The 13996-nt window shown below is 72.2% G+C and carries 15 protein-coding genes; 8 read left to right on the forward strand and 7 right to left on the reverse strand.

Going from position 1 to position 13996, the window contains the following annotated elements; translation table 11 throughout:
* Positions 1 to 89: 89 nt before the first annotated feature.
* Both tuf and ACH4S8_RS10495 read right to left on the reverse strand, forming a co-directional pair.
* Positions 90 to 1259, reverse strand: coding sequence for an elongation factor Tu (tuf, locus tag ACH4S8_RS10490; protein ID WP_398392300.1), 1170 nt, complete (start codon positions 1257 to 1259; stop codon positions 90 to 92).
* 373 nt (positions 1260 to 1632) lie between these two features.
* Positions 1633 to 2367, reverse strand: a complete 735-nt coding sequence (locus ACH4S8_RS10495) for a DNA alkylation repair protein (protein WP_398392301.1) — start codon at positions 2365 to 2367, stop codon at positions 1633 to 1635.
* Positions 2368 to 2416: 49 nt separating this feature from the next.
* Between ACH4S8_RS10495 and ACH4S8_RS10500 the strand changes: the two genes are divergently transcribed.
* Positions 2417 to 3253, forward strand: a complete 837-nt coding sequence (locus tag ACH4S8_RS10500) for a TVP38/TMEM64 family protein (protein ID WP_398392302.1) — start codon at positions 2417 to 2419, stop codon at positions 3251 to 3253.
* A 58-nt stretch (positions 3254 to 3311) separates the two neighbouring features.
* Here ACH4S8_RS10500 and ACH4S8_RS10505 read toward each other — a convergent pair whose 3' ends face one another.
* Complete coding sequence (locus ACH4S8_RS10505; protein WP_398392303.1) at positions 3312 to 4487, reverse strand: thiolase family protein; 1176 nt, start codon at positions 4485 to 4487, stop codon at positions 3312 to 3314.
* A gap of 160 nt (positions 4488 to 4647) precedes the next feature.
* On the opposite strand from ACH4S8_RS10505, the gene ACH4S8_RS10510 reads away from it, so the two are divergent.
* The 4 genes from ACH4S8_RS10510 to ACH4S8_RS10525 all read left to right on the forward strand — a co-directional run bounded on the left by ACH4S8_RS10510 (position 4648) and on the right by ACH4S8_RS10525 (position 7191).
* Positions 4648 to 5109: a winged helix-turn-helix transcriptional regulator gene (locus ACH4S8_RS10510; protein WP_398392304.1), complete on the forward strand. Its 462-nt coding sequence runs from the start codon at positions 4648 to 4650 to the stop codon at positions 5107 to 5109.
* Positions 5110 to 5454: 345 nt separating this feature from the next.
* A complete protein-coding gene (locus ACH4S8_RS10515) occupies positions 5455 to 6330 on the forward strand; it encodes an undecaprenyl-diphosphate phosphatase (protein ID WP_398392305.1) in 876 nt (291 codons plus the stop codon).
* Between the two features lie 179 nt (positions 6331 to 6509).
* On the forward strand, positions 6510 to 6683 hold the full coding sequence (locus ACH4S8_RS10520) for a hypothetical protein (RefSeq protein ID WP_398392306.1): 174 nt from the start codon (positions 6510 to 6512) through the stop codon (positions 6681 to 6683).
* 328 nt (positions 6684 to 7011) lie between these two features.
* Positions 7012 to 7191 carry a hypothetical protein gene (locus ACH4S8_RS10525; protein ID WP_151470596.1) on the forward strand — a complete coding sequence of 60 codons (180 nt, stop codon included), beginning with the start codon at positions 7012 to 7014 and terminating at the stop codon, positions 7189 to 7191.
* Between the two features lie 317 nt (positions 7192 to 7508).
* On the opposite strand, the gene ACH4S8_RS10530 is transcribed toward ACH4S8_RS10525, so the two are convergent.
* A complete protein-coding gene (locus tag ACH4S8_RS10530) occupies positions 7509 to 8249 on the reverse strand; it encodes an SDR family NAD(P)-dependent oxidoreductase (RefSeq protein ID WP_398392307.1) in 741 nt (246 codons plus the stop codon).
* A 162-nt stretch (positions 8250 to 8411) separates the two neighbouring features.
* Between ACH4S8_RS10530 and ACH4S8_RS10535 the strand changes: the two genes are divergently transcribed.
* The gene (locus tag ACH4S8_RS10535; RefSeq protein WP_398392308.1) at positions 8412 to 8897 is read left to right on the forward strand and encodes a nuclear transport factor 2 family protein; all 486 of its coding nucleotides are present in this window, start codon (positions 8412 to 8414) and stop codon (positions 8895 to 8897) included.
* Between the two features lie 178 nt (positions 8898 to 9075).
* On the forward strand, positions 9076 to 10662 hold the full coding sequence (lnt, locus tag ACH4S8_RS10540; RefSeq protein WP_398392309.1) for an apolipoprotein N-acyltransferase: 1587 nt from the start codon (positions 9076 to 9078) through the stop codon (positions 10660 to 10662).
* Here lnt and ACH4S8_RS10545 read toward each other — a convergent pair.
* Positions 10580 to 11491, reverse strand: a complete 912-nt coding sequence (locus ACH4S8_RS10545) for a Gfo/Idh/MocA family protein (RefSeq protein ID WP_398392310.1) — start codon at positions 11489 to 11491, stop codon at positions 10580 to 10582. The genes lnt and ACH4S8_RS10545 overlap by 83 nt on opposite strands.
* A gap of 238 nt (positions 11492 to 11729) precedes the next feature.
* Here ACH4S8_RS10545 and ACH4S8_RS10550 point away from each other — a divergent pair, with 238 nt between their 5' ends.
* Complete coding sequence (locus ACH4S8_RS10550; RefSeq protein ID WP_398392311.1) at positions 11730 to 12191, forward strand: hypothetical protein; 462 nt, start codon at positions 11730 to 11732, stop codon at positions 12189 to 12191.
* A gap of 259 nt (positions 12192 to 12450) precedes the next feature.
* Here ACH4S8_RS10550 and ACH4S8_RS10555 read toward each other — a convergent pair whose 3' ends face one another.
* Together ACH4S8_RS10555 and ACH4S8_RS10560 are read right to left on the reverse strand one after the other, a co-directional pair.
* A complete protein-coding gene (locus tag ACH4S8_RS10555; protein WP_398392312.1) occupies positions 12451 to 13008 on the reverse strand; it encodes a hypothetical protein in 558 nt (185 codons plus the stop codon).
* A gap of 122 nt (positions 13009 to 13130) precedes the next feature.
* Entirely contained in the window at positions 13131 to 13814 is a 684-nt protein-coding gene (locus ACH4S8_RS10560; RefSeq protein ID WP_398392313.1) for a uracil-DNA glycosylase, read from the reverse strand.
* Positions 13815 to 13996 lie beyond the last annotated feature (182 nt).

A 13996-nucleotide genomic window follows, 5' to 3' on the forward strand; every position in this document is an offset into this window, starting at 1 on the left:
AACGGGGCCCGCCATGGCATGGCGGGCCCCGCGTCCCCGTCTTTCGGCCGGGTTCCGGCCGGTGTGCGTCCCGGTCCTTCGGCCGGGTGTCAGCCGACCGTCGTCACCGTCCCGGCGCCGACCGTGCGGCCGCCCTCGCGGATCGCGAAGCCGAGGCCGGGCTCCAGCGGCACCTCGCGGCCGAGCTCGACCGTCATGACGACGGTGTCGCCGGGCCGGGCGACGGCCAGCTCGCCGAGGTCGACGTCGCCGACCACGTCCGCGGTGCGGATGTAGAACTGCGGCCGGTACCCGGTGGAGACCGCTGTCGTACGGCCGCCCTCGCGCGTCGACAGGACGTACACCCGCGCCGTGAAGCGACTGCTGGGTACGACACTGCCGGGCGCGGCGACGATGTGTCCGCGGCGGACGGCGTCGCGGGGCACACCGCGCAGCAGCAGCGCCACGTTGTCGCCGGCCTGCGCCTCCTCCATGGGCTTGCCGAAGGTCTCCAGGCCGGTGACCACCGTGTCGACACCGGCGCCGAGCACCTCGACCCGGTCGCCGACGCGGATGGTGCCGCGCTCGACGGCACCGGTGACGACCGTTCCGCGTCCGGTGATGGTGAGCACGTTCTCGACCGGCATCAGGAACGGCGCGTCGAGATAGCGCTCGGGCATCGGCACATAGGTGTCCACGGCGTCGAGCAGCGCGTCGATCGCGGCCGTCCACCGGGGGTCCCCCTCGAGCGCCTTGAGGCCGGACACCCGTACGACGGGTACCGAGTCGCCCCCGTAGCCCTGCGCGGAGAGCAGCTCGCGGACCTCCAGCTCGACCAGGTCCGTGAGCTCCTCGTCGCCCGCGTCGGCCTTGTTGAGGGCGACGACGATGTGGTCGACCCCCACCTGCCGGGCGAGCAGCACGTGCTCGGCGGTCTGCGGCATGATCCCGTCGAGCGCGGACACGACGAGGATCGCCCCGTCGAGCTGCGCGGCGCCGGTGACCATGTTCTTGACGTAGTCGGCGTGGCCCGGCATGTCCACGTGCGCGTAGTGCCGGGTGTCGGTCTCGTACTCGACGTGCGCGATGTTGATGGTGATGCCGCGCGCGGCCTCCTCCGGCGCCCGGTCGATCCGGTCGAACGGGACGAAGGTGCCGGAGCCGCGCTCGGCGAGGACCTTGGTGATGGCGGCGGTCAGCGTGGTCTTGCCGTGGTCGACGTGACCCATGGTGCCGATGTTCAGGTGCGGCTTGGTGCGCACGTATGCGGTCTTGGGCATGACAGTTCCTCGAAGCCTCTTCGGTGTCGGCGGAGCCGAGTGATGGCCCCGGCGCGTGCCGGCCGGGACGGGGACCCCCAGGAGTTGCCGACCCTCCCCCTGCGGGGTCCGCCGGACTATCCGGGAAGGGTCAGCTTCGGGCGCCGTCGACGGCTGCCGTGATGATCTGGACGGCAGCCTTCGGCGCATCCGCGACTGCGGATGCTGCGAGGAGGAAGGCGTACCGGAACATGAGGAGATCATCTCCGACGGGTCTGCCCGCGTCGAATAGTTTTCGGTACCCCGTGGACCGGTGGGGTGCGGGTGGTGTTCCGGGGGCTGTGGGGTTCGCCGGGCGGGTGCCCGCAGATCGTCCGGGGGGGCGGTCGTGGTCTCAGGGACCGATGTTCTTGAGCGCCTCGCGCACGGACAGCGGCGCGAGCCTCGCCCGCTCCGCGGCCACGAAATCCCGTACGGCGCGGGGGTCGGTCTTGGCGTACTCGCGCAGACACCATCCGATGGCCTTGCGGACGAAGAAGTCGGGATGGCCCGACTGCCGCACGCAGTAGGCGAAGAGGCGCCCGGTGTCGGTGGCCTCCTTGTACCGGAGCTGATGGAGCAGCGCCGTACGGGCGATCCACAGATCGTCGTCGTCGATCCAGGCGTCCATGTCGGCGCGCAGGCGCGGGTCGGCGGCCACCAGGCCTCCCACCACGTGCGCGGCGAGCAGGTCGACGGTGTCCCACCAGGACACGGTCGAGACGAGATGCCGGGCCACCGGCAGGAAGCCCGAGGACAGGCGCGCCGCGTGGCGGCGCAGATAGTCGACGGCGAAGTACTGGTACTCGCGTTCCGGCAGCCGCCAGCAGCGCAGGGCGAGCGCGGCGCAGTCCCGCTCGTCGGGCCGTGCGGTGTCCAGGAGGACCGTGCGGGACAGGGCTCGGCGCTCGGGGGTCGCCAGCCCGAGGAAGGGGGCGACGTCCTTCATGTACGCGCGCATCGACGCGGCCCGGCCGGGGTCGGCGGCCGCCGGGTAGACGGTCGTGAGCCGGTCCAGGAGCGTGTCCGCGAGGACGCTGTCCGGCACCTCGAAACGCGCACCCGACGTTCCGGAAGCTGTGACGCCCATGAGACGAACCATACGGCGCTCACACACACGCGTCGGTTAGTCTCGCCGGATGCTCGATGCCACCACCCGCTCTGGGGGCACCGCCACGGCCACTCCCCAGGCCACCGCCACGGAGTTCGCCGTCGCCGCCGACCTGGTCGTCGGGCCGGAGACCGCTGTCGCCGCACCCGCGGTCCCGATCGCCGTACCCGGCGTCCCGGCCGCGCGCGCCGGCACGTCCTCGCGCTTCGTGAGAGCGCTGCTCTCTCCGTGGTCGCGGCTCTCGCTGCTGGTCGTGCTGCTCGCGGCGGCGGCGTCGAGCGTGCTCCTGTTCGACCCGCAGCGGCTGCTCGCCGACGGTTGGCCGCCCCAGCTCGGCGGAGCCGCGGCGGCCCTCGTGTTCACCGTGGCGTACGGGCTGTGCACGGTCGCCTTCGTGCCCCGGCCGCTGCTCAATCTGGCGGCCGGCGCCGTGTTCGGCTCCCAACTGGGTCTGGGAACGGCGCTGGTGGGCACGGTGCTCGGCGCGGGTGCCGCCTTCGGGCTCGGCCGGCTCCTCGGGCAGGACGCGCTGCGGCCGCTGCTGCGCGCCCGCTGGCTGAAGGCGGCGGACGGCCAGCTCAGCCGGCACGGCTTCCGCTCGATGATGGTGGCCCGGCTGTTCCCCGGCGTGCCGTTCTGGGCCGCGAACTACTGCGCGGCCGTCTCCCGCATGGGCTGGCTGCCCTTCCTGGTCGCGACGGCACTCGGCTCGATCCCGAACACCGCCGCGTACGCCGTCGCCGGCGCCCGCGCGTCGTCACCGACCTCCCCGGCGTTCCTGATCGCGATGGCCCTGATCACGGTCCCCGCCCTGGCCGGAACGGTGGTGGCCTGGCGCAAGCGCCACCACCTGCGAGGCCGTTGAGCCACAAAGGCCGCTGAGGCCGCTGAGGCCGCTGAGGCCGCTGAGGCCGCTGAGGCCGCTACGGGCGCACGGCTTCCAGGATCATCGCGTTCGCCAGTCCGCCCGCCTCGCACATCGTCTGCAGCGCATAGCGGGCACCCCGGGCGCGCATCGCGTGGACGAGGGTCGTGGTGAGGCGGGTACCGCTCGCGCCGAGCGGGTGGCCGATCGCGATGGCGCCGCCGTGCACGTTGACCTTGGACAGATCCGCTCCCGTCTCCTGCTGCCAGGCGAGAACGACGGAGGAGAAGGCCTCGTTCACCTCGAAGAGGTCGATGTCACCGAGGTCGAGACCGGCCTTGCGCAGCACCTTCTCGGTCGCCGGGACGACACCGGTGAGCATCAGCAGCGGGTCGGACCCGGTGACGGCGAAGCTGTGCAGCCGGGCGAGGGGCCGCAGGCCGAGGCGGGCGGCGGTCTCGCTCGACGTGATGAGCACGGCGGACGCGCCGTCGTTGACCGGGCTCGCGTTCCCGGCGGTGACGGACCACTCGATCTGCGGAAAGCGTTCGCCGAAGCCCGGGTCGTAGTACGCGGGCTTCAGGCCGGCGAGTATCTCGGGGGTGCTGCCGGGGCGGACGCACTCGTCCCGGGTGAGGCCTTCCAGGGGCGCGACCTCGGCGTCGAACAGACCGCCGTCCCACGCCTGTGCCGCCTTGCGGTGCGAGGCGACCGCGAAGGCATCCATCCGCTCGCGGGTGATGCCCCACTTGGCGGCGATGAGCTCGGCGCTGATGCCCTGGGGCACCAGTCCCTCGGGGTAGCGCTCCGCGACCCCGGGCCCGAAGGGGTCCGCGCCCGCCGGCACGTTGGACCACATCGGCACCCGGCTCATCGATTCCACGCCGCAGGCCACGACCAGGTCGTACGCCCCCGAGAGGACACCCTGCGCGGCGAAGTGCACGGCCTGCTGCGACGAGCCGCACTGGCGGTCCACCGTGGTCGCGGGGACGGTCTCGGGGAATCCCGCGGAGAGCACGGCGTACCGGGTGGTGTTCATGGCCTGCTCGCCGACCTGGTCGACGGTGCCCCCGATGACGTCGTCGATCAGCGCCGGGTCGATCCCGGAACGCTCGACGAGCGCGCGCAGGGTGTGGGCGAGGAGTTCCACCGGGTGGACGTGGGCGAGCGAACCGTTCGGCTTGCCCTTGCCCACGGGGGTGCGTACAGCTTCGACGATCACGGCGTCACGCATGGGATGCCTCTCAGGTCTGTCAGGTCTCCGAGGTCGAAAGGTCCGGTGACCGGGCAGGTCCGGTCACCGAACGGAGTGAGTTGGATTTCCAAACTCACTAAGTGACCCAAGAGTAACCTAGTGAGTTGGAACATCCAACCCACCTTCGTAGACTGGTGGCATGAAGGACCCCCGCCCCTGCTCGATCGCCTCGACGCTCGCTCTCGTCGGCGAGAAGTACTCCCTGCTGGTCCTGCGCGAGGTGTCGCTCGGCGCCACACGCTTCGACCAGCTGGCCCGCAACACCGGCGCCCCTCGCGACGTCCTGACGACCAGGCTCAAGCGCCTCGTCGACGCGGGGCTGCTGGAGAAGGCGGAGTACAGCGACCGCCCCAAGCGCTACGAGTACCGGCCCACGCGGGCGGGCCTCGAACTCGGCCCCGTCCTGCTGATGCTGATGTCCTGGGGAGACCGGCACCTCCAGGAGAACGGCTTCCGGCCCATGGTGCTGGAGCACACCTGCGGCCACGAGCTGGTCCCCCAGGTCGTCTGCCGGGAATGCGGCGAGCAGGCCGAACACGCATCACTGACCGCCCACCCGCAGGTCCCGGGCTGGACGGTGACGGGACCCGTGGCGGAGTAGCCCCGGCACACCGGCAGCGGGCCGCGGGCAGCGGCCCAGGAGACACTGCGGGTGCTGCGGGCCTGGCGCGGCGGCGCGAGGCCCGCGGTGTCGACGGTCGCCCGAGCGGCCGGCGAGGGCGGCGACCCGACGGGCGACCCCCCGGGGGCGGCATCCTCCCGCACCTCGCCCGGCCGGGGCTTTCCCGGACACAGCGGAAGGCTCCCGCGGAAAGTTCCCGAAACCCCCGCGGCCGGGCCGCGGCCGGCGAAGGTTAGGCTTCCCTCAGCGCCCGTGATCGTCACCTGCCGCGATCCGGCGTGCCCATCTCCCCTTCCGCGATCAGCACTTGGACCACGTAACTTCATGTCTTGGTTTCAATCCCTCGTCCTCGGACTCGTCCAGGGGCTGACCGAATTCCTTCCCGTCTCCTCCAGCGCGCATCTGCGGCTGACCGCGGCCTTCGCCGGCTGGGACGATCCCGGTGCCGCGTTCACCGCGATCACGCAGCTCGGCACGGAGGCCGCGGTGCTGATCTACTTCCGCAAGGACGTGGGAAGGATCCTGTCGGCGTGGTTCCGCTCGCTCACGAACAAGGCGATGCGCGGCGACCACGACGCCCGGACGGGGTGGCTGGTGATCGTCGGCTCGATCCCGATCGGGGTGCTCGGCATCACGCTCAAGGACCAGATCGAGGGGCCGTTCCGCGATCTGCGGGTCACCGCCACCATGCTGATCGTGATGGGCGTCGTCATAGGCATCGCCGACCGGCTCGCGGCACGCGACGAAACGGGCGGCAGGCACCGGGCGGCCAAGCAGCGCAAGGTGCTCGAGGACCTGAACACCAAGGACGGCCTGCTGTACGGGATCTGCCAGGCGATGGCCCTGGTCCCCGGCGTCTCCCGGTCCGGCGCGACCATCAGCGGCGGCCTGTTCATGGGCTACGGCCGTGCGGCGGCGGCCCGTTACTCCTTCCTCCTCGCCATGCCGGCCGTCCTCGCCTCCGGCACCTTCGAGCTCAAGGACGCGGCCGCCGAGGGCCACGTCTCCTGGGGTCCCACCGTCTTCGCGACGATCATCGCCTTCGCGGTCGGATACGCGGTGATCGCATGGTTCATGAAGTTCATCTCCCACAAGAGCTTCATGCCGTTCGTCTGGTACCGGATCGCCCTCGGATTCGTCATCATCGGCCTGGTCGGCGCCGACGTCCTCAGCCCGCACGCGGCCGAATCGTCGGGCTGAGCCATTCGTCTCCCGGGGTGCCCCGGGGCTCGCGCCAACGGCCGGAGCCGCATCCTGCGCCCTGCGCCCGTCCCGACGGGTGACGTTCTCGCAGGTGGGCACTGTGGGCCGTCTGGCCGAACCGTTCTGCGGGCCGGGTTGCGGCGCCTTAGCGTGGTCTCTCCGACTGGAGGTGGAGCATGCCGAAAGATCTCGCGCTGGGCAGGTTGGGCACCGAAGCGCGCAGTGTGAAGTTCCCGGATGGCAGCCGCGGGGTCATCCTCGTGAGGGCGGGCATCCCTCAGGACGAGGCAGAGGCGCTCGCGGCGCGCGTCTGGGCGGAACGGGCCGAAACGGGCGGACCCCACGGCTGACCTCTCGAATGCCGTCGCCGTCCCGACCGCCCCCGCCCGTCCCAGCCGATCCGGCCCGCCCCGCCCTGCCCGTCCCGCCCTCCCCTGGGCGTCCTGCCCGTCCCGGTCGACCCGCCCGTCCCGGGTGGATGCGACCGGGGACGGGCATGCGCGTTCTCCCGGCCGTTCCCCCCTCCCGGGTGACGGGTCCGGCGGGACCGACTCCAGCCGCCGGAGGAGGAGTTCGGCCACCGGAGAGGCCCCGCCCGGGAGCACCGTGACGCAGCACATACGACTTGCGTAGCCGCCCGGTAGCGCAGTGTCAGTCCTTGCGCCTAGGCTGGTGCGCATGTCCCCCGATGTCACCCCGCCTGGTTCCGTGCGGTCTGCCGCCGCGTTGAACGAACAGATCCGCGCCCTGTGGACGCGGACAGGCGGCTCGCTGTCCGCGCAGGAGCGGGCGGAGTACGAGCTGTTGATCGTGAAATGGGCCGAGGCGATACGCGGCGAAATCATCGAAGCGGCGTAGGACCGCACGCGCTTCCGCCACACACGGGCTCACCGCCCGCCGAGCCCCCGTGGCGCCGTGCAGGCTCACGGCACGCCGGACCCTCGCAGCACCGCACCGGCTCACCTACCCGTCGGCATCCCAGCCACCACACCGCCTCGCCACCGGCAGGCATCCCGAGCACCGCACGAGTTCACGGTCCGCCGGACACCCGACTCCTCGCACCGGTTCAGCGCCCGCCGGGCAGCCGACCCCGCTCACCGGTTCACCGCCCCGCCGGTTCCTCGTGACGGCGCGACGGCTCACCGCCCACCGGACCTCCGTGACGACGCGACCGTTCAGCGCCCGCCGGACACCCGTAGCACCGCCCCCGTCGTGTAGGACGCGTCGGGGGACATCAGCCACGCGATCGCGGCGGCGATCTCCTCCGCCGCGCCGACGCGGCGCAGCGGGATCGACGCGGCGGCCCGTTCGGCGCGGTCCGGATCGCCCATGGTCGCGTGCATCTCGGTGTCGATCATTCCGGGGGCGACGGCGTTGACCCGGATGCCGTCGAGACCGAGTTCCTTGGCGAGGCCCGTGGTCAGCGCGTCCACGGCCGCCTTGCTCGCCGCGTAGTGCACGAATTCGCCGGGACTGCCGAGCGTGGCGGCAGCCGAGGACACATTCACGATGGCACCGCCCCCCAGGGGAGCCATGGACCGGGCGGCCCGGCGCGAACACAGCAGCGTACCGAGCAGGTTGACCTCGACCACGCGCCGCAGGTCGGCGGGATCGGCGTCCGCGAGCCGCCCGAGCGGTCCGGTCACCCCGGCATTGTTCACCAGCCCCGTCACCGGCCCCAGCCGGTCCGCGGCCATGTCGAAGAGCCGCTCGACGGCGGCCTCGTCGGAGGTGTCCACGCGTACGGTGACACAGCGCGCCCCGGCCCCGCGGACGGCGTTCGCGGTCCGCTCGGCGGCCTCCCCGTCACTCACGTAACCGACGACCACGTCGTGTCCGTCCGCCGCGAGCCGTATGCAGGTCGCGGCGCCGATACCGCGGCTGCCACCCGTGACGATCGTGACCGGACGTGCCATATGAGCCTCCTGGACAGGGACGGGAACGACACCCGGGCGACACCGATGGGATCACCGTGGCCGGGATCGTCCGCAGTCGATCATGAGGCACCGACGATCGCAGACACGAATATCCCCGCACAGACCCTTGGCGTGACAAGCCGGGTGGCCAACACTGAGCCGATGACGCAGCGTGTGGAGCTCGCGACCGTGCTGGACCGTTTCTCCGTGGACGAGGTCGTCACCGGGTACGCGGTGGCCGTGGACGACGGCGACTGGGACGCGTACCGGGGGCTGTTCACGCCGAAGGGCCGCGCCGACTACCGCTCGGCCGGCGGCATCGAGGGCGACGCCGCCGAGGTCGCCAGGTGGCTCGCGCAGAGCCTGGACCTGTTCGCGATGCGCCAGCATCTCATCGTCAACCGGCGAGTGCGGTTCGGCATCCTGGACCAGGACACCGGCGACACGGCCGAGGTGCGGGCGGACTACATCAACCCGATGCGATTCGCCGGGCAGGGCGAAGACTCCACCGCGCCCGACCTCGTGTGCGGCGGCCGATACGTCTTCGGCCTGTTGCGGACCGAGGACGGCTGGCGGCTGCGCCAGGTGGTCGTCCAGGAGAAATGGCGCCGGATGCCCCAGCCCCGGCACGCACCCGCAAGCACCTGAGCCCCCGACGCGCGCACCCCGTACCGGGGTGTCCCACCCGCGCACCCCGTACCGGCACCCCTCCACCGCGGCCCGAGGTACCGCTCCGTCCGCGCGCCCCTTCCCGATCACCATGCCCCCTGTCGGAGATCGCCGCCGACGCGCACACTGGAGACACCACGGGGCAGGGAGGCGAAGGATGAACAGGCCCGACCGTGCGTTCGGCCCATGGCTGGTCTCCCCCTGGCGGCGCGGGATCGTCGCCGCTCTGGCGGGTGCCCTGCCGATGCTCGCGTTCCCCGCCCCGTCCTGGTGGTGGTTCGCGTACGTGGCTCTGGTGCCCTGGATGCTCCTGGCCCGCTCGGCCCCCACGGGCCGGCGTGCCGCGTACGACGGCTGGTTCGGCGGGTTCGGGTTCCTGCTGGCCGTGCACCACTGGCTGCTGCCGAGCCTGCACGTCTTCCTGGTGGTCATAGCGGCGCTGCTCGGCGCCCTGTGGGCCCCCTGGGGCTGGCTCGTCCGGCGGTTCCTGGCCGGAGTGCCCTCGCCGGGCCGGATCGGCGCCGCGCTCCTCGTCCTGCCCTCGGGGTGGCTGGCGGTGGAACTCGCCCGGTCCTGGCAGGGCCTGGGCGGTCCCTGGGGTCTGCTCGGATCGAGCCAGTGGCAGGTGGAGCCGACGCTGCGGCTGGCCTCGGTCGGCGGGGTGTGGCTGCTGAGTTTCCTGGTGGTGGCGGTCAACGTCGCGGTCACGGTGCTGGTCTCGGTGCGTGAGTCCCGTGTGCCCGCGGTGGCCGGACTCGTCGCGACGGCCGCCGCGACCTCGGCGGCCTGGGTGTGGTCACCGCGCCCGGACGTCGACGGCCGGGTGCGGATCGCGGTCGTGCAGCCCGGTGTCGTGGACGGGAGCACGAGCGGCGACAGGCGCTTCGCGCGCGAGGAGACGCTGACCCGTCAACTCGTGGGCCAGAACGTCGATCTGGTCGTCTGGGGCGAGAGCAGCGTCGGCTTCGACCTGGCCGACCGGCCCGATCTGGCACGCCGCGTCGCGACCCTGTCCCACGAGGTCGGCGCCGACATCCTGGTGAACGTCGACGCGCACCGCTCCGACCGGCCCGGCATCTACAAGAGCTCGGTCCTGGTGGGGCCGCACGGTCCGACCGGCGACCGCTACGACAAGATGCGGCTGGTCCCGTTCGGCGAGTACGTGCCCGCGCGTTCCCTGCTCGGCTGGGCCACCTCGGTCGGCAAGGCCGCGGGCGAGGACCGCAGGCGGGGCACCGAACAGGTGGTGATGAACGTCGGGCACGGGCTGCGCGTGGGCCCCTTGATCTGCTTCGAGACGGCGTTCCCGGACATGAGCCGCCACCTCGCCCAGGACGGTGCCGAGGTGCTGGTGGCCCAGTCCTCGACGTCGACGTTCCAGCACAGCTGGGCTCCCGAACAGCACGCCTCGCTCGCCGCGCTGCGGGCCGCCGAGACCGGCCGCTCGATGGTGCACGCGACCCTCACCGGCGTCTCCGCCGTCTACGGCCCCGGCGGCGAGCGCATCGGCTCCTGGCTCGGCACGGACGCGAGCAGCGCGGCGGTCTACGACGTCCCGCTGGCCCGGGGTGTCACCCCCTACGTCCGGTTCGGCGACTGGCCGGTGCACGGCGCCCTGCTGGTGCTCGCGGCGCTGTGCGTGACGGAGGGTACTCGCGCGTTCAGACTGCGGCGGACCACTCCTGAACCGCTAGGACCACCCGCTCGCACACCTCGTGAGTCGCCAGCGCGTCCCGGGCGCTGAGCACCTTTCCCGTGCGCACGGCGTCGAGGAACGAAAGGACCGCCTGCTCGATGCCGCGCTGCCGGGCCACCGGCACCCAGTCGCCGCGCCGGCGCACCGTCGGCTGACCCTTGTGGTCGATCACCTCGGCGAGATTGACCACCTGCCGCTTGGTGTCCTGGCCCGAGACCTCCAGGATCTCCTCGCTCGAACCGCTCAGCCGGTTCATCACCCCGAGTGCCGTGAATCCGTCCCCGGAGAGCTGGAGCACGACATGGTGCAGCAGCCCGTCCTCGGCACGGGCCCGTACCGTCACGTCGTCGACCGGACCCGGCACCAGGAAGCGCAGGGTGTCGACGACGTGGATGAAGTCGTCGAGCACCATGGTGCGGGGCTCCTCGGGCAGCCCCGTGCGGTTCTTCTGCATCAGGATCAGCTCGCGGGGGTGTTCGGCACACTGCGCGTACGCGGGTGCGTGGCGCCGGTTGAAACCGACCGCGAGGCTGACGCCGCGCTCCTCCGCGAGCCGCACCAGCCGCTCCGACTCCTCCAGCTCGTAGGCGAGCGGCTTGTCGACGTACGTCGGTACGCCCGCCTCCAGCAGCCGGGTGACGATCTCCGGGTGGGCGACGGTGGGCGCGTGCACGAACGCGGCGTCGAGGTCCTGGGCCAGCAGGGACTCCAGGTCGGTGTGGCGTCGGTCCCGCGGCAGGTGAAGGCTGTCGGCGACCCGGTCGAGCGTGGCGGGCGTCCGCGTCTGCAGATGCAGTTCCACCTCGGGCTGCACGCCCAGCACCGGCAGATACGCCTTCTGCGCGATGTCGCCGAGTCCGATGCAGCCGACCTTCACTGGGGTCTCCTTCAGTCTCCGACGCGAGTTCCGTCGGAAGCATACGGCCGCCGCGCCGGGTGCACGCGGGCAGTCGGACGCCCGGGGTGGCGGCCCGTTTTCCGTCCGGTGTGCGACCGGGCGGCCTGTCAGCTCGCCGACGCGCGTGACCGCCGGAGGAGCGGAAGGATCACCCGTGCGGGGCATCCTGCGCTTCTTCGCTCCCCGGAAGCGGTCCGGAACCAGCAGAGTTGCGCGGGTGCATCGAACGACGACGACCGCAACGCTCATGGTCGCCGTGGCTGTCACCGCCCTCTCCGGCTGTGTGACCGTCCAACGGCCGCCCGCTTCCGGCGCTCCCGCCGCCCCGTCGGGGCTCACCGCGCCGCATCCGGACAGCAAGGGAGGACCCCAGACCGTGCAGGCACCCGCGCGGGAGGCGCTGGAGCACGGCGGCTCCTCGCACAAGCCGACGCCCGACGCGACACCCCGGCACCGGGTGGCTCCCCCGCCCCAGGCCGCGGCGCCCGTGGCCCCTCCGCGGCCCGCCCACCCGGCCCCGCGTCCCGAGCCGCGGCACCTCAAGCGCCGTACCGCCGTACCGTCCGGCACCCCTGTCATGCCGAAACGTGCGGACGTGTGCGCGCTCGGCAAGAAGTACGGGGGCTGGCAAGCGGACAGCCCGGAGTCGCTCCTCTGCACGAAGGCGTACTGGCACTGACGACGTGCGCGGCCCCGGCCCGGCGGCGGCACGCCCGCGGGCTCCGGCACCGTCGTGCCGCACCTGGCACGACGGTGCCGGAGCCCGGGACCTGCCGGGCAGGCCGCCTCGGGACGTACTCCACGGGCCGCCCCGGAACTGTGCCTTGCGGGCCCGCCCCGGGGCTGCCGCGTGTGCCCGGCGGGATGAGACACGTGGTCACGCCGCACCCTCCCCCGTGACCGGGCTCAGGGGCGCGCCCATGCGCGGGGGGACCGGCTCAGGGCCGCTGTCTCGGCGGGCCCAGGGTCTCGCCCCCGGGCCCGCCGAAACGGTCGGATCCTCCGGCCTCCGCCGAGGTGCCGGTGCTCTGAAGCCTCAGCTCCAGACGGCCGATCGCCGCGCGGACGCCGTCGCCGTAGCGGTCGTCCGCGAGGACACCGGCCGCACCCCGGGCCCGGCGCAGATGGGTGCGGGCGGCCTCGGAACGGCCGAGCTTCGCGTAGTCGGCGGCGAGGTTCAGATGCAGCGAGGGATAGAACGCGCGCACGGCGAGGGACCGGTGGGGCTCGGTGACGCGGCCGTCGGTCAGTTCCTCTGCCGCCGACAGGGCCCGCAGGTCCCAGGCCAGTTCGTCCGCCGGGTCGTCCTGGGTGTCGGCCATGTAGTGGGCCAGGGTGCAGCGGTGCAGGGCGTCGCCGCCGTCACCGATCTCTCCCCACAGAGCGAGAAAGCGGCCCCGGGCCTCCTCACGGTCACCGGCGTGGTGCAGCATGACGGCCTGTCCGATCCGGGTCATCATGGCGTCCGGCGCCGCCTGCTCCTGTTGCTCCGCCACCGTGTCCTCCAGGCTCGTCACTGTCCCTCACGACGCTAACCGCAGCCGGTGACAATCCCGCTCAGGCGCCCCCGGGCACCGCTGGGCCAGGCCGGTGACGGACCTGGCCGGCGGCGCGGCGGTCAGCCGAGGTCGGGGACGCGCCAGTCGATCGCCTCATGGCCCTGGGCGGCCACGGCCTCGTTGATCTGCGTGAAGGGACGCGAGCCGAAGAACTTCTTCGCGGACAGCGGTGACGGGTGCGCCCCCTTCACCACCACGTGCCGCTCCTCGTCGATCAGCGGGAGCTTCTTCTGCGCGTAGTTGCCCCACAGGACGAAGACGGCCGGGTCGGGCCGGTCCGCCACCGCGCGGATGACCGCGTCGGTGAACTTCTCCCAGCCCTTGCCCTTGTGCGAGTTCGCCTCGCCGGAGCGGACGGTCAGCACCGCGTTGAGGAGCAGCACGCCCTGTTCGGCCCACGGCATCAGATAGCCGTTGTCCGGGATCGGGGTGCCCAGCTCCTCCTTCATCTCCTTGTAGATGTTGCGCAGCGACGGCGGGGTCTTGACTCCGGGGCGGACCGAGAAGCACAGGCCGTGCCCCTGGCCCTCGCCGTGGTACGGGTCCTGGCCGAGGATCAGCACCTTCACCCGCTCGTACGGCGTGGCGTCGAGCGCGGCGAAGACCTCCTCCCGCGGCGGGTAGACGGGACCCTTCGCGCGCTCCTCCTCGACGAACTCGGTGAGTTCCTTGAAGTAGGGCTGCTGCAGTTCGTCACCCAGGACGCCGCGCCAGGACTCGGGCAGCATGGCGATATCGGTCACGTCAACTTCCTTCGATGTGCGATGACTTCCTCACCACAGAACTTACCGTCGCCCACTGACAATCGGTTCCGGGCCCGCATCGGGGCCGGACGGCGGGTACGGTGGCCCCCCGCAGCGCACCGCGGACGCACGTCGGCAAAAAGGCCGGTCGGGCGTCTCCCGCGCGCGGGAGACGCCCGACC

Source organism: Streptomyces sp. NPDC021080, from assembly GCF_044333225.1.
Lineage (GTDB): Bacteria > Actinomycetota > Actinomycetes > Streptomycetales > Streptomycetaceae > Streptomyces.

What these genes read in the sequence shown, in the direction of transcription:
- ACH4S8_RS10535 (WP_398392308.1), top strand. Translation starts at nt 8,412, where the DNA reads ATGACGCAGCGTGTGGAGCTCGCGACCGTGCTGGACCGTTTCTCCGTG.
- ACH4S8_RS10525 (WP_151470596.1), top strand. Translation starts at nt 7,012, where the DNA reads ATGTCCCCCGATGTCACCCCGCCTGGTTCCGTGCGGTCTGCCGCCGCG.
- lnt (WP_398392309.1), top strand. Translation starts at nt 9,076, where the DNA reads ATGAACAGGCCCGACCGTGCGTTCGGCCCATGGCTGGTCTCCCCCTGG.
- ACH4S8_RS10500 (WP_398392302.1), top strand. Translation starts at nt 2,417, where the DNA reads ATGCTCGATGCCACCACCCGCTCTGGGGGCACCGCCACGGCCACTCCC.
- ACH4S8_RS10510 (WP_398392304.1), top strand. Translation starts at nt 4,648, where the DNA reads ATGAAGGACCCCCGCCCCTGCTCGATCGCCTCGACGCTCGCTCTCGTC.
- ACH4S8_RS10505 (WP_398392303.1), bottom strand. Translation starts at nt 4,487, where the DNA reads ATGCGTGACGCCGTGATCGTCGAAGCTGTACGCACCCCCGTGGGCAAG.
- ACH4S8_RS10495 (WP_398392301.1), bottom strand. Translation starts at nt 2,367, where the DNA reads ATGGGCGTCACAGCTTCCGGAACGTCGGGTGCGCGTTTCGAGGTGCCG.
- ACH4S8_RS10515 (WP_398392305.1), top strand. Translation starts at nt 5,455, where the DNA reads ATGTCTTGGTTTCAATCCCTCGTCCTCGGACTCGTCCAGGGGCTGACC.
- ACH4S8_RS10530 (WP_398392307.1), bottom strand. Translation starts at nt 8,249, where the DNA reads ATGGCACGTCCGGTCACGATCGTCACGGGTGGCAGCCGCGGTATCGGC.
- tuf (WP_398392300.1), bottom strand. Translation starts at nt 1,259, where the DNA reads ATGCCCAAGACCGCATACGTGCGCACCAAGCCGCACCTGAACATCGGC.
- ACH4S8_RS10520 (WP_398392306.1), top strand. Translation starts at nt 6,510, where the DNA reads ATGCCGAAAGATCTCGCGCTGGGCAGGTTGGGCACCGAAGCGCGCAGT.